This window comes from Demequina globuliformis (genome assembly GCF_000975155.1).
GTDB lineage: Bacteria > Actinomycetota > Actinomycetes > Actinomycetales > Demequinaceae > Demequina > Demequina globuliformis.
On the sequence record NZ_BBRG01000001.1, the window covers coordinates 1,748,186 to 1,762,404 of the forward strand.

10 protein-coding genes are annotated in these 14,219 nt (G+C 66.9%); 4 read left to right on the forward strand and 6 right to left on the reverse strand.

The annotated features are described in order from the left end of the window. Positions 1 to 193 precede the first annotated feature (193 nt). A complete protein-coding gene (locus AOP75_RS12970) occupies positions 194 to 3,910 on the forward strand; it encodes a right-handed parallel beta-helix repeat-containing protein (RefSeq protein WP_062078112.1) in 3,717 nt (1,238 codons plus the stop codon). Positions 3,911 to 3,941: 31 nt separating this feature from the next. On the opposite strand, the gene rsgA is transcribed toward AOP75_RS12970, so the two are convergent. From rsgA to AOP75_RS12645, 3 genes are read right to left on the reverse strand one after another with little or no spacing between them, the layout of a single operon-like run. Next, positions 3,942 to 4,961 (reverse strand): ribosome small subunit-dependent GTPase A, encoded by a 1,020-nt coding sequence (rsgA, locus tag AOP75_RS08200; RefSeq protein WP_062078114.1) that lies wholly within the window; start codon positions 4,959 to 4,961, stop codon positions 3,942 to 3,944. After that, complete coding sequence (gene aroA, locus AOP75_RS08205; protein ID WP_062078526.1) at positions 4,958 to 6,214, reverse strand: 3-phosphoshikimate 1-carboxyvinyltransferase; 1,257 nt, start codon at positions 6,212 to 6,214, stop codon at positions 4,958 to 4,960. Before aroA ends, rsgA begins: the two co-directional genes overlap by 4 nt. Positions 6,215 to 6,270: 56 nt before the next feature. Then, positions 6,271 to 6,813, reverse strand: a complete 543-nt coding sequence (locus tag AOP75_RS12645) for a hypothetical protein (RefSeq protein ID WP_062078116.1) — start codon at positions 6,811 to 6,813, stop codon at positions 6,271 to 6,273. A gap of 156 nt (positions 6,814 to 6,969) precedes the next feature. On the opposite strand from AOP75_RS12645, the gene AOP75_RS08215 reads away from it, so the two are divergent. Both AOP75_RS08215 and rsrA read left to right on the forward strand, forming a co-directional pair. Next, positions 6,970 to 7,560: a sigma-70 family RNA polymerase sigma factor gene (locus AOP75_RS08215; protein WP_062078118.1), complete on the forward strand. Its 591-nt coding sequence runs from the start codon at positions 6,970 to 6,972 to the stop codon at positions 7,558 to 7,560. 1 nt (position 7,561) lies between these two features. Next, entirely contained in the window at positions 7,562 to 7,804 is a 243-nt protein-coding gene (gene rsrA, locus AOP75_RS08220; protein WP_062078120.1) for a mycothiol system anti-sigma-R factor, read from the forward strand. A gap of 98 nt (positions 7,805 to 7,902) precedes the next feature. On the opposite strand, the gene AOP75_RS13010 is transcribed toward rsrA, so the two are convergent. Beyond that, entirely contained in the window at positions 7,903 to 7,977 is a 75-nt protein-coding gene (locus AOP75_RS13010) for a 50S ribosomal protein bL37 (protein WP_439645193.1), read from the reverse strand. A gap of 125 nt (positions 7,978 to 8,102) precedes the next feature. Here AOP75_RS13010 and AOP75_RS08225 point away from each other — a divergent pair, with 125 nt between their 5' ends. Then, positions 8,103 to 9,191 carry a type IV pilus twitching motility protein PilT gene (locus AOP75_RS08225; RefSeq protein WP_062078122.1) on the forward strand — a complete coding sequence of 363 codons (1,089 nt, stop codon included), beginning with the start codon at positions 8,103 to 8,105 and terminating at the stop codon, positions 9,189 to 9,191. Between the two features lie 400 nt (positions 9,192 to 9,591). Here the strand turns inward: AOP75_RS08225 and AOP75_RS08230 are convergent, their stop codons facing one another. Both AOP75_RS08230 and AOP75_RS08235 read right to left on the reverse strand, forming a co-directional pair. After that, a complete protein-coding gene (locus AOP75_RS08230; protein ID WP_062078124.1) occupies positions 9,592 to 10,194 on the reverse strand; it encodes a GDSL-type esterase/lipase family protein in 603 nt (200 codons plus the stop codon). Beyond that, on the reverse strand, positions 10,191 to 13,889 hold the full coding sequence (locus tag AOP75_RS08235; protein ID WP_062078528.1) for a multifunctional oxoglutarate decarboxylase/oxoglutarate dehydrogenase thiamine pyrophosphate-binding subunit/dihydrolipoyllysine-residue succinyltransferase subunit: 3,699 nt from the start codon (positions 13,887 to 13,889) through the stop codon (positions 10,191 to 10,193). The genes AOP75_RS08230 and AOP75_RS08235 overlap by 4 nt, the downstream gene beginning before the upstream one ends. Between the last annotated feature and the right edge of the window lie 330 nt (positions 13,890 to 14,219).

The following is a 14,219-nucleotide window of genomic DNA, read 5'->3' on the forward strand; positions in this document are numbered from 1 at the left end:
AGCGTGGAGTGGCACGTTTTGGCTGGTGAACGGCCGTAAAACAGCCGAATGGCTCCATTTGGCGGAGAGGGGGAGGTGCTTGACGTGGCGCGAGGAATGCGCTTACCGTGGCAGGGAACCGGATGTGAAACCGGTTTCTCGCTCGTCTCAACGGAGAGGCGGCGCGAGCCTTCGATTCTCAATGGGGAGATTCATGAAGCTGATATCACGCAGTATCCGCTTGACGACAGCCGCGCTCGCCACCGCTGCACTCGCCGCGGTCGTCGCTGTGCCGGCTGGGGCCGCAGGGCCCGAGGGCGCTCTGAACGCCAATAACCTCGCCGCCGGCGAATACACCTCGAACTTCGCGGCCGGCGACTTCACGGTCCACGCGGCGCCAGGTAAGGACGTCGACGTCGACGGCAGCGACCGCACCTCTGATCGCGGTGACGAGTACACCCAACGTCTCAAACTGAACGGCTCGGGTTCCGCGGCGAACCGCTCCCTCTCGTTCACCGTCGACGACGCGACGCAGGTCATCGTCCATGCGCGCAGCGGCAGCGGCAGCTCTGACCGCGCCCTGGGACTGTATGACGAGGCATGGAGCCTGCTCGACGAGGCCCCGGCTCTTGCAGACGACTCCGGCTCACCCATCACGACTGAGGTCTTGGAGGTTCCTGCCGCCGGCACCTATTGGATCGCGTCGACGGGCTCAGGCGTCAACGTTTACCACGCGCAGATCGGCCTCGACGAGCCGCAAGAGCGGCCCGCCTGGGACACCGTCAGCGCGCCCACCGTTGACTCCCTCAGCGTCAACGCCGACGACCCCTCGCGCATCGATGTCACTTACTCAGGACTCGTGGGCGATGACGGCGCTGACCTCGCGCACGCCGCGCTCATGGACGCCTCCGGAGCGGTCGTTGACCGCGACTTCACCGCCACCGAAGGAGCCAGCGGCAGTCTGTCGTTGACGCCGCCGGGCTCGGGCACCTACACCGTGGAGGTCTCGCTCACGCGGGCCGGTGAGGACGCGGCGCTCGTCTCCGCGCCGGCGGCGCTCGAGGACTTCTCGCTTCCCCTCGCGGGACCGTCGATCACAGGTTCGCTGACGACCGCGGTGTCAGGCGGCACAGCCACCGTCACCCTCGAGTGGGGTGCGGTCGCCGAAGCGGAGTCGTACTCCATTGAGACCGCGCGCGGCGGCGACTTTGCCACTGTGCTGGATGGGATCACGGACACAACGACCGCAGTGCCGGGACTTGAGCCCGGCTCGACCTACCAGATGCGCGTGGTCGCGCACCGGGGCTCGGATGTCGCGGTAGGTGAAAGCACTGACATCGACGTGGCTGCGTCCGTTGAGCGGTGGCAAGTGGCGGACGTGGGCTCGAACGCGAGTTCCTCCACGGGCGCCGTCGACAACGGAGACGGCACCGTGACGTTCGACGCCACAGGCAGCTCGACCAAGTTCGCGTCCTCCGAGGACGGCTTCCAGTACTTCTACACGCAAGTGGACCCCGACACCGAGAACTTCACGTTGACGGCGACCTTTCGTGTCGATGACGCCTCTCGCAAGGACAATCAGTCCGGCTTTGGCATCATTGCGGTCGACGACCTGGTGGCCGGCGAGTCCTCGCACCGGTACTTCAACTCTGCCGGTGCGCTGGTGACCCGCTACAACGAAGGCACAGACCAGATCGTCGACGGCTCGCCCGGAGCCCGGTTCGTGACTGGATACACCGGCGCGACCAACGACGCCACGGCAGGCGCGCGCGACTCGAGCGGTTCGCGTGACTTTGATCCCGAGTACCGACCGGAGATCACGACTGGCCCCAAGTTCGGCGACGGCGACGTCTACGAGTTCACGCTCCGCCGCTCCAACACGGGCTTCCACGCGATCTGGCACCGCGAGGGCAGCGACGACATCGAGGTCATCGAATACGACCCCGACATGCTGCTCGCGCAAAACCCCGAGCACTTCTATGTGGGCCTCGCGACCGCGCGCAAGATCGCGGTCACGGTGACGGACTGGGAGTTCACAACCGTTCACCCGGACAACGATGAGGAGGCGCAGGAGCGCCCCATCGAGCAGATCCCCACGTCCCTGACGGTGGACGTCACCCGAACTACGGCGGCCACCAGCCTCGATGTTCCGCTCGTCGCTGACTTCTACGGCACCGGGCAGATCCTGGACGCGGACGGAGCTGTCGTGGTCGACGGCCTTGAGCTGGTCCCCGGCGAGAGGGTATCCGGCAGCGTGGACCTCGTCAGCGGTGACAACCAGTTCACCGCGCGAGCGATCCCCGCGGCCGAGCAGCCACAGTTGGGGGAGTACGAGGCACTGGAGTCGCTGGACCCCGTCGACGTGGCCCTCACGATCACGGTGGACGCCATCGGGTATCCGGGCCAGTCCGTGTGGGTGGCCCCCGAGGCAGCAGCAGATGGCGCCGGCACTCAGGCCGACCCGGTCGATATCTACACGGCCGTGGCGTTCGCTCAGCCGGGCCAGCAGGTGGTGCTCACCGACGGCACCTATGCGCTCAACCGGGCTGTCGTGGTCGAGCGGGGCCGCGACGGCACCGAGAATGCGCCGATCACACTCATGTCAGAGCCGGGCGCTCGAGCGGTGCTCGACCTGAGCGACTCGGTCAGCGGCGGCCTGCACCTGCGCGCCGACTGGTGGCATGTATACAACCTGGAGATCACCGGTTCAGGCGACAAGCTCAAACCCATGCTGATCCAGGGCAACCACAACATCGTCGAGCGCGTGGAGTCTCACCACAACCAGGACACCGGCATCCAGATCTCAGGCTCGTCGAGCGAGCCGCCGGCGCTGTGGCCGTCCCACAACCTGGTCGTCTCCTCGGTGGCACACCACAATGCCGATGCGGGCGGTAACGACGCGGATGGCTTCGCGGCCAAGCTCACCGTCGGTGAGGGCAACGTGTTCCGCCACAACATCGCGCACCACAACATCGATGACGGCTGGGACCTGTACGCCAAGTCCACGACCGGCCCCATCGGCACCGTGGTGATCGAGGATTCCGTCGCCTACAACAATGGCTGGCTGTCCGACGACCCAAGCCGCACGGGTGAAGGCAATGGCTTCAAGCTCGGCGGCGAGTCCATGCCGGGTGACCATCTGCTGCGCAACTCGGTCAGTTACGGGAACCTCGGCACGGGTGTGACCTCGAACTCCGGCCCTGATGTGCGGCTCGATCGCGTCACCTCGGTGGACAACGACCGTGGTGTGCGCCTCGAAACCAACGCGTCAGCAACCGACTATGTGGCAGGCGGTGTGCTGTCGTGGCGCAACCCCAGTGCCGACGTTCTGGGCCTCAAGCAGGATGACGAGTCCTTGATCGCCGCCCAAGACAACTACTTCGACGGTGCGACGGCGAATGCGTCCGACGGCCGTCCCGCGGAAGTCACGGCCGACTGGTTCATCCTCGACGATCCCTCGGGTGTGACGCCTGAGATTGCCTCTGACGGCAGCGTCGATATGTCCGGGCTGTTTGCCCTCACCGACGTGGCGCCCGAGGACACGGGTGCACGCCTGACGGTGGGTGACGGCTCGACTGACATTGAGGTCCTGCCCGAAGTCCAGGGTCCATCCGCATGGTTCGCGACGACCGTGTACACGGCGGGCGACCGAGTCCAGCACGAGGGCTACGAGTACGAGGCTCGCTGGTGGACCCGAAACAACGAGCCCGGCGCGCACGCGTGGGGTCCCTGGGTCAAGGTGGGCGAGGTCCACGCCCCGGCTGCTGTGGCTGAGTGCGCGGTCGCCTGGGACCCCTCTCACGTGTACACCGGCGGCGAGCTCGTTTCGGTCGACGGCGTGAACTACCGCGCCCAGTGGTGGACCCGTGCACAGGAACCCGGCGGATCTGTGTGGGGTCCCTGGGCTGCAGTAGGGACCTGCGCGGCGTAGACCTGGCGTCTCAGGGCGAGGGCTGGTGCGGCTACCAGCTCTCGCCCTCGGCGCGAGTGGCGAGGAGCCTCCGGATGGACTCGACGCGGGCGCGCTGAGCCTCGGTGTGTGCCCAGGCGTCCAGTTCGCAGCCGGCTTCGGCGGACTCGTGCGTGCAGCCTCGTGGGCATCGCTCCGCTGCCGCCTCCGCGACGTCGGGAAAGGCCGCGATGAAGTGGTCGGGGTCCACGTGGGCAAGTCCGAATGTCCTGACCCCAGGGGTGTCGATGATGCGCCCGCCATCGGGAAGGTCAAGTGCGACGGCGGACGTCGAGGTGTGGCGGCCACGCCCGGTCACGTCGTTGACGTGCCCCACTGCTCGCGCGGCATCGGGCACGAGCGCATTCACCAGCGTCGACTTGCCCACGCCCGAGTACCCCACCAGGACGCTTTCGCGTCCGGTGAGAAGAGACCGCAGCGGGCCGATGCCGTCGACACGTCGCGTACCGTCAGCGTCGGTTGACATGGTGGTCACCAGCACGGTGACGCCGAGCGGCTCGTAGGCAGCGCGGAGTTCGTCGGCGCTGCCAAGGTCGCCCTTGGTGAGGATCAGCAGGGCGTCCATGCCGGCGTCGAGCGCCGCGACAAGGCAGCGATCGATCATCCGCGGGTTCGGGTCAGGATCAGCGAGGGCCGTAACAATGCCGAGTTGGTGCGCGTTCGCGACCACGACCCGCTCGGTGGGGTCAGTGTCGTCCGCGGTGCGGCGCAACTCTGTCTGTCGAGGCTGCCGCTTCACGATCCTGGCAAGCGTGCCATCGGCCCCCGAAACGTCCCCCACGAGGGCCACGCGGTCGCCCACGACCAGACCGCGGCGCCCGAGTTCACGGGCCTTCACTGCCGTCACCGCGGTGCCGTCGTCCAGGACTGCGGAGAAGCGGCCGCGATCCACGCCGATGACCACGCCCGCGACTGCGTCGTCGTGGCTGGGCCTGCGCTTCGAGCGCGGACGGGATCCCTTGCCGGGCCTAACCCTGGCATCGGACTCGTCGTAGCGGCTCCAGTCGCTCACGCGCTCAACATGTCCTTCCACATCTGCGGGAAGTCAGGCATGGTCTTGGCGGTGGTGCCGACGTGCAGCACGTCCACGCTGTCGGCGGCAAGGCCGATCACCGCCGCAAACGTTGCCATGCGGTGGTCGTGGTACGTCTCCATCGTGGCGCCGGTGAGCCCGCCCAGCGGCATCCCGTCGAACTTCAGTGAGTCGTCACCCGCGAGGCAGCGGCCGCCTAGGCGATCCACTTCCGTGGAGATGGCTTTGAGCCTGTCAGTTTCGTGTCCACGCAGGTGGCCGATCCCGCTGATCACGGACGGTGATGCTGCCAGTGCACACAGGGCCGCGATCGTTGGCGTGATCTCGCCAGCGGGGGACAGGTCGGCGTCGATCCCAGCGATCTCGCCATTCGCCAGGCCGGGGGCGGTGACGCTGAGCACGTCCCCGTCCAGGGAGCAGGTGGCGCCCATGGACTCAAGGATCTCGGGAAACAGCGCGCCCGGCTGGGTCGTGGATGCTGGCCAACCGGGAATCCGCACCGTGCCTCCGGCGACCAGCGGCGCAGCGATGAAGGGGCCGGCGTTGGACAGGTCGGGCTCGACCCGAACATTGCCGAGGGCAATGGGGCCGGGGTGCACCGTCCACGTGCGCTCATTGGGCTGATCCACCCGGACGCCCGCTTCGCGCAAGGTCTGGCAGGTCATGTCGATGTGCGGCAGGCTCGGCAGCGTCGCGCCGGTGTGACGGATCGTGAGGCCCTGCGGCAGGCGGGGGGCGACCATCAGGAGCGCCGTGACGAACTGCGAACTTGCAGAGGCATCAACGTCGACGTCCGCGGGAATCTCCGCTGGCGGGGTGACCGTGAAGGGCAGGGTTCCCGTGCCGTCGTCTGCCACCGCAGCGCCCAAGGCGCGCAACGCGTCGAGCAATGGACCCATGGGCCGTACGCGTGCTTCCGCGTCTCCGTCAAAGGTGACCGGGCCATCGGCCAGCAGCACCAGGGGTGGCACGAATCGCATGACCGTGCCCGCGAGCCCCGTGAAGACGTGCCCGCCACCGCGCAGCGGGCCAGGGGTGACAGTCCACTCAGGCCCGTCGTCATCCACGGTGACCCCGAGCTCGCGGAGCGCCTCGATCATGAGGTCGGAGTCACGCGACCGAAGCCCGCCCCGGATAGTCACCGGCGCATCGGCCAACGCCGCGAGCGGCAGAAAACGATTGGTCAGCGACTTGCTACCGGGCACCTCAACGGTGGCGTCGAGAGAATGCATGGCGCGCGGCGCGCGCCAGATCTGACCGGGACCGGTGCCAAGCGGTGGGGAGCCCGTCACTTCTTTGTGGCCGTGACGGCTGCACCGCGGCGGGTCTTCTTTGCCTCAACCGTGGTCTTGCCCGACTTCTTGGCTTCCTTGGCCTCAGCCTTGGCCTTCTTCTCCTGAGCCTTCGCCTTCTTTGCCTTGGCCTTTTCCTTGCGGCGGGGGTTGTGGCCCGCGGTGGCTGCCAGCAGAGTTCCACCCAGAAGGGAGACGTTGCGCAGGAACAGTTCGAGTTCCTGCTCCTTCTTTTCTTCGTCGGTCTCCAACCAGAACGGGCGCCCGGCGACGACGGTCGCCGCGGTCAGTCCCGCAAGCACGAGGCCGGCGGTACGCGGCGTGCGCGACAACGCGAGCACAGAAGCGGCGGCCACCGTGGCCACGCCGTGAACCTTCACGATGTCCGTCGTCGAGACGCCCTCGACGCCCACCTCTGCCAGGGCGGGCTCCACCACCGGCGCGGCGCGCTCGGCTCGCTTGGCGGGCTCCAGATACGACTGGACGCCTCCGTACACGAACCAGGTAGCGAGCAGGGGGCGGGCGATGTGTCGAAGCATGATCCCAACCTACCAAGTAGCTGCAGAGCACGACAGGTACAACAGACAAGGAATGTCTCGACATAGTTGAGCGTTCCACCTCGCATGACATCGACAGCAGTGGCACCCACGCCCACCGCACCTTCACCTGCGGAGGGTCGAGTAGGCTCGTCAGCCATGAGCGATACCGCGCTGGAGTTCGAGGTCGAGGCACTGTCCTACATGGATCAGCTGTATGCGGCCGCACTGCGCATGACGCGAAACGGTGCAGACGCTGAGGACCTTGTGCAGGAGACCTACGCCAAGGCATTCGCCGCTCAGGACAAGTTCAAGCCCGGCACCAACCTCAAAGCATGGTTGTACCGGATCCAAACGAACGCGTTCATCAACACGTATCGCAAGAAGCAGCGCGAGCCCAAGCGTTCCGACGCCGAGCAGGTCGAGGACTGGCAGCTCGCAGCAGCGGCCGAGCACACCAGCTCCGGCCTGGCCTCAGCAGAGCAGCAGGCGCTCGATGGCCTCGGCGACGAGGAAGTACGCGAGGCGCTCGCTGACTTGCCGGAAGATTTCAGGATGGCGGTGTACCTGTCCGATGTGGAGGGGTTCGCCTACAAGGAGATCGCGCAGATCATGGACACCCCCGTGGGCACCGTGATGTCGCGCCTTCACCGAGGAAGGAAGCTTCTGCGGGAGAAGCTCGCAAGTTATGGGGCAGAGCGTGGTTTCCGCGACAAGCGCGCCGCCAGCACTACAGGTAAGGAGGTGTGACATGGCTGGAGCAGAATGCACCGAGGCCCTCGACCGGCTCTTCGAGTACATCGACCACGAGCTTCCCGAGGACGAAGTACAGCGAATCGGCACTCACTTGAAGTCGTGTCCGCCATGCGAGGCTGAGCACCAGATCAAAGAAAAGATCAAGGCGCTCACCGCTCGCACGGGTGGCGAGAAGGCTCCCGAGGAACTGCGCAACCGCATCCTCGAGTCTCTTCGGGCTGTCCGCGAGGACGCCTAAGCCACACCGGGGCACGAGCGCCACGCATCGGCCCCCTACAACGACAAAGCCCGCATCGGTCCAGGACCGATGCGGGCTTTCCCCTATGCGGGAACGTCTTATGCGTTGGGACGCTTGCCGTGGTTTGCGGCGCCCTTGGCACGCGACTTGCGCTTGCGGCCTCGCTTGCTCATCGGCTTCCCCTTTCTTGACCGGGTGACATCGTGACCCCCTATCTTCCCACACTCGTGTTCCGGTACGTGCCGCAGGGCGCTACGCTCGCCTCAAGACACGCCCGCATAGTGCCGATGGAGTTTCCGTGAGCGATCAGCCAGTTTCCGTCATCCCGTTCCTGCACGCCCTCGCCAGCACCGGCGGATCCGACCTCCATGTGAAGGTGGGCTCTGCGCCACGAGTGCGTGTTGATGGCCGTTTGCGCAAGCTTCAGGTGCCGCCGCTGACTCCCGCGGACACCCGCAACATGGTCGCGCAGGTGCTGCCAGAGGACCTGGTCGCGTCCTTCCGTGACACCCACGAGGCGGACTTTGCGTTCTCGCTGTCTGGTGTGGGCCGCTTCCGCGTCAACGCCTACGTTGCCCGCGGCACCGACTGTCTGGTGTTCCGCCGCGTCGCCGTGGGTGCGCAGCCGTGGGAAGACTTGGGGCTGCCTCAGGTGATCGCCGACCTCGCGCTTGAGCCCCGCGGTCTGGTGCTGGTCACCGGCCCCACGGGGTCGGGAAAGACCACCACGCTCGCATCGATGATTGACCTCATCAACACGTACCGCGAGGTCAACATCATCACGATCGAGGACCCCATCGAGGTCCTCCACCAGGACAAGAAGGCGATCATCTCGCAGCGCGAGGTGCGCTCCGACACCCTGGACTTCACGAACGCGCTGCGCGGAGCCATGCGCCAGGACCCCGACGTCATCATGGTCGGCGAGATGCGTGACATCGAGACCGTCCGTGCCGCGCTGTCCGCCGCCGAGACAGGCCACCTGGTGCTCGCGACCCTGCACACTGTCGACGCGCAGGACACGATCAACCGCATCGTGGACTTCTTCACGCCGCACGAGCAGAGCCAGGTCCGTGCGACCCTTGCGCAGACCCTGCGTGGAATCGTGTCCCAGCGCCTGGTGCGCCGCGCGGATGGCACCGGCCGTACGCTCGCCGCCGAGGTCATGGTCAACCACGGACGTACCGCTGAGGCGATCATTGAGCCCTCGAGCCAGCCTCCCATCACTGACCTCATCGCTGAGGGTGAGTACTACAAGATGCAGACCTTTGACCAGCACCTGTTCGCGCTCGTGCGCGATGGTTTGGTGTCGGTGGACGACGCTGTCGCGATCGCGTCGCGTCCGCACGATCTCACGGTGACGCTCAAGAACGCGGGTGTGATCGCCTAACCCGCCCTCCGCCCCGCCAAATGGCTCCATTTGGCTGTTTTTGGGGCGCATAACAGGCATTTTGTTCCACTTCAGCGTCAGGCACGCGGGAGTAGCGGCAGTGGGACCGTCTTGCGCGGCGCGCCTGCGGCTGCCGGAGTTTGGCAGTCGGCGGTCGCGTGAAACGGGTCGGGCCGTGTGCGGGCGTAGCGGCCGCAGAGCCCTCGCGGGCGTACCTCAGAGAGAACAACGCCGCGCGGAACGTACGCCGGTCGGGTCGATGCTGCAGTCGGCTTCGGTACGGAGCCGTGCCCCGGCATCGGCGGCTCCGAGGCTGTGGTGAAGTGGCACTTTTTCGCTGTTATGGCCACCTAAAACAGCCAAATGGAGCCATTTGGCGAAGGAGGGGGAGGCGGCGGGGCTAGGTGGATGCCGGCTGGAGGCCCAGCCACTCGTGCCACGTCGAGTGCAGCACCAGCCACGCCATGAGCCCGTAGCCAGCCTGCAACGGCACCTCGCCACCGGTGGTGGCCATGTCTGTCGCCCACTGGTCGTGGCGCGCAAGAGGACCGTACATGTCGATGTACGGCACCGAGCGACGGGTGGCCGCCTCGTCGCACAGCGCGGCATACTCGGCGACTGCGCGGTTGTCGACAGCGGTGATGGGCGGCGGGCCGGCCATCATGGTGCGAAAACCCAGAGCCGCCGCACGGTCCAAGGTGTTGGCGAGGTGCAAGCGCGTCATCGTGGGGGAGACGCGCTTGCTCAGGTCGTGACGACCGATCGCGAACAACACGTAGTTGTCCGCCTCCTTGAGGCCTGCCGGCCCCACGCGGCGGAGCGCTTCCTCATCCCAGCGGCTCGACAGTTCCGCGGTGGTTTCCCCTGGGACCGCGAGCGTGTGAAAACGCAGATCCGGTCCCAGGGGAAGGGTGCGGGCTGCGACGCGGCCCGACCACCCCAATGCCTTGGGATCGCCGTGGCCAGCGACGAGCTCGTCACCGACGAAGAAGATGTTCTTCATCGCTCGAATGCCCGGTCGACCAGGTCTGCCTGCTCTTCCTTGTGGCGCGAGCTCAGGCCCGATGCCGGGGAGGCGGACGCGGTACGGGTCACACCCCGTACCTCACGGCCCACCACACGCGGGAACGCGTGAGCAAGGTACGACCATGCGCCCTGGTTGCGCGGCTCCTCCTGGACCCAGACCAGCTCGGCGTCGCCGTAGGTGGACAGCACCGCGTTGATCTTCTCTGCGTCCAGCGGGTAGAGCTGCTCAAGGCGGACAATCGCTGTGGACGTGTCGCCGGACTTCTCGCGCGCCGCGGCAAGGTCGTAGTAGACCTTGCCCGCGCAGATCAGCACCCGGTTGACGCCCGAGGGATCGAGCGTGTCCGGCAGGATCGGCTCAAACGTGCCCTGAGTGAAGTCCTCGACGCTGGATTGCGCAGCACGCAGGCGCAGCATCGACTTGGGGGTGAACACCACCATGGGGCGGCGCGGGCGGTCGTAGGCCTGGCGGCGCAGCAGGTGGAAGTAGCTGGCCGGCGTTGACGGCATCGCCGCGACCATGTTGTCCTCCGCGCACAGCTGGAGGAAGCGTTCCACTCGGGCAGAGGAGTGGTCCGGTCCCTGGCCCTCGTAGCCGTGCGGCAGCAGCAGCACGACGGAGGAGGACTGGCCCCACTTCTGCTCGGCGGACGAGATGAACTCGTCGATGATCGTCTGCGCGCCGTTGACGAAGTCACCGAACTGCGCTTCCCACAGCACCAGCGCATCGGGCCGCTCAACCGAGTAGCCGTACTCAAAGCCCAGGCACGCGTACTCGCTCAGTGACGAGTCGAAGATGTGCAGGCGGGCCTGATCCGAGCTCAGGTACAGCAGCGGGGTCCACTCGGCGCCAGTGGCGCGGTCGTGGAACACTGCGTGGCGCTGCACGAAGGTGCCGCGACGGGCGTCCTGACCTGCCAGGCGCACCGGGGTGCCTTCCTGCAGGAGAGAACCGAACGCAAGTAGCTCGCCGTAGCCCCAGTCGATTCCGCCCTCGCGGCTCATCGCCTCACGGCGCTCGAGCAGCTTGGCGAGCTTGGAGTGGACGGAGAAGCCCTCTGGCGGGCGCGTGTGGGCGCGCCCGATGCGCTCGACCTGGCCCTTGGACACTGCGGTCTGCCATCCGACCATGACGCCGGCGTCCGAGGACTGGCTCGACGGCAACTCGAGGCCGGAGATGGACTCCGTGTCCGTGCCCTGGAAGCCCTCGCGGGTTTCCAGGAACACCCGCTCGAGCTGAGCGAGGTAGTCCTGCGAAACGGCCTCGGCCTCCTCGGTGGTGATGTCTCCACGGCGGATCAGCGATTCGGTGTAGAGGTGGCGAACCGAGCGCTTGGCCTCGATGAGGTCGTACATGCGCGGCTGCGTCATCGAGGGGTCGTCACCCTCGTTGTGACCGCGGCGGCGGTAGCAGACCATGTCGATGATGACGTCGCGACCGAACTCTTCGCGGTACTCGAACGCCAGGCGCGCCGTGCGGGCACAGGCCTCCGGGTCGTCGCCATTCACGTGGAAGATGGGGATCTGGTAGCCCTTGGCGATGTCCGTGCAGTAGCGCGTGGACCGCGAGTCGCCGGGGCCGGTGGTGAAGCCCACCTGGTTGTTGATGATGACGTGGACGGTGCCGCCGGTCTTGTAGCCGCGCAGGCCGGACAGGTTCAGCGTCTCCATGACGATGCCCTGGCCAGCGAACGCCGCGTCGCCGTGCACGAGCACGGGCAGCACGGGGTAGCCGTCGGTGGCGGGGTCAGCGCCCAGGGCGTCGAGCTTGGCGCGCACGATGCCCTCGAGGACCGGGTTCACGGCCTCAAGGTGCGACGGGTTGGCCGCGAGGTACACATCGGTCGTGGCACCGGACTCCGAGGTGAAGACGCCCTCGGTGCCGAGGTGGTACTTCACGTCACCGGATCCCTGAACCGAGCCGGGAACGGCCGTGCCGTCGAACTCGGAAAAGATCTGGGAGTAGGACTTGCCGGCGAGGTTTGCGAGCACGTTGAGGCGACCGCGGTGGGCCATGCCGATGCACACTTCCTGGATGCCGGACTCGGCAGCCGAGGACATGACAGCGTCCAGCAGCGGGATGAGCGATTCGCCGCCCTCGAGCGAGAAGCGCTTCTGGCCCACGTACTTGGTCTGGAGGAAAGCCTCGAAGGCCTCGGCAGCGTTGAGGCGGCGCAGGATGCGCAGGTGCTCTTCGCGGCTGGGCTTGGTGTAGTCCACCTCAAGGCGTTCCTGAAGCCAGGCACGCTGCTTGCGGTCGGCGATGTGCATGTACTCGACGCCCACGGTGCGGCAGTACGCGTCGCGAAGGCGCCCGAGCACCTCGCGCATGCGCCAGCTATCGCGTCCACCAAACTCGGCGGTGGCGTAGACCCGGTCGAGGTCCCACAGCGTCAGGCCGTGGGTCTGGACATCGAGGTCGGGGTGCTTGCGCAGGCGGGTCGACAGCGGGTCAACGTCTGCCATGAGGTGCCCGCGCGAACGGTACGCGTGAATCAGCTCGGCGATGCGGGCGGGCTTGGCGGCCTCCGCGGCCTCGTTGGTCGCGGCGTCCTGAACCCACCGGACGGGCTCGTAGGGCACGCGCAGCGCGGTGAAGACGCGGTCGAAGAACCCGTCCAGGCCCAACAGCTTGCGGTGCACGAGTGCGAGGAACTCGCCGGACTGGGCGCCCTGGATCACGCGGTGGTCGTACGTCGAGGTCAGCGTCATGACCTTCGAGATGCCCAGGCGCGCGACGGTCTCAGCCGAGGCACCCTGGTACTCCGCCGGGTAGTCCATGGCGCCGACGCCGATGATCGAGCCTTGGCCCTTCATGAGGCGCGGCACCGAGTGAACTGTGCCAATGGTGCCGGGGTTGGTCAGCGTGATGGTGGTGTCTTGGAAGTCGCTGGCCTGCAACGCTCCCGAGCGGGCGCGCTTGACGACGTCCTCATATGCGGACCAGAACGACGCGAAGTTCATGTCGTCCGCGCCCTTGATGTTGGGCACCAAGAGCTGACGGGAGCCGTCATCCTTGGCGAGGTCGATCGCGAGGCCAAAGTTCACATGTGCAGGGGTCTGCACGGCAGGCTTGCCGTCGTCCTGGACGTAAGCCACGTTCATCGCGGGCAGCTGCGCGAGCGCCTCGACGATCGCGTAGCCGATGAGGTGCGTGAAACTCACCTTGCCGCCGCGGGTGCGGGTGAGGTGGTTGTTGATGACGGTGCGGTTGTCCATGAGGAGCTTGGCCGGGATGGTGCGGACCGACGTCGCGGTCGGAACTTCCAGGCTCGCTTCCATGTTGGTCACGACACGCGCCGCGGGTCCGCGCAGGCGCGTCATGCCCTGCTCGACGTCCTTTGCCGCGAGCGCCTCGTGGTCATCCTTTTGCAGGTACGCCGCGGTGGGGGCCTGCGCGGTGGCGATGGGCTGGGTCGGCATCTGCTCGATCGCTTCCTTCGAGGCCGCCTCAGCGACCTCGGCTGCTGACGGGGCGGACTCGCCTGGCTCAGGCGTGGGCGCCTCGTTGACGGCGGCGGGTTCCGGCGACGCCGTGGTGTGGGCCGATGCCGCTGCTGGGGTGGCATCGGGGGCTCCAACGACGGACGGAGCCGCAGGCGCAGAGCTGGCTGCGGACTCATCCCGTTTGGCGGATGCGGCGGACACATCCGTGGAAGCGGGGGCGATCATGGGGCGGTCCGGCCGGTGACTTGTCTCATGCGAGCCGGGGCTAGGGGCGGCATCCTCGACCTGAGCCGGGGGCTCATCACTGCCGCCGGAGGCGGAGCCTGAGGATGCCGACGCCGCGGCGTCGGGGGAGTGACCGTTCAGAATGAGCGAAGCCACGCTGGGCGCTCCCTCATTGCGGTTGACAGTCATGCGGTCGGCGTCAGTTGCGCTGGTGTCGGTGGACACGTCGAGGCCGCTCACTTTCTTGGCGCCAGTGCGTCAGATACGTCAGTGTTCTTGGTGCACCAGCCTAGACGCTTCTGGACGGCTCTAGTGACGTCCTCGCAAGGC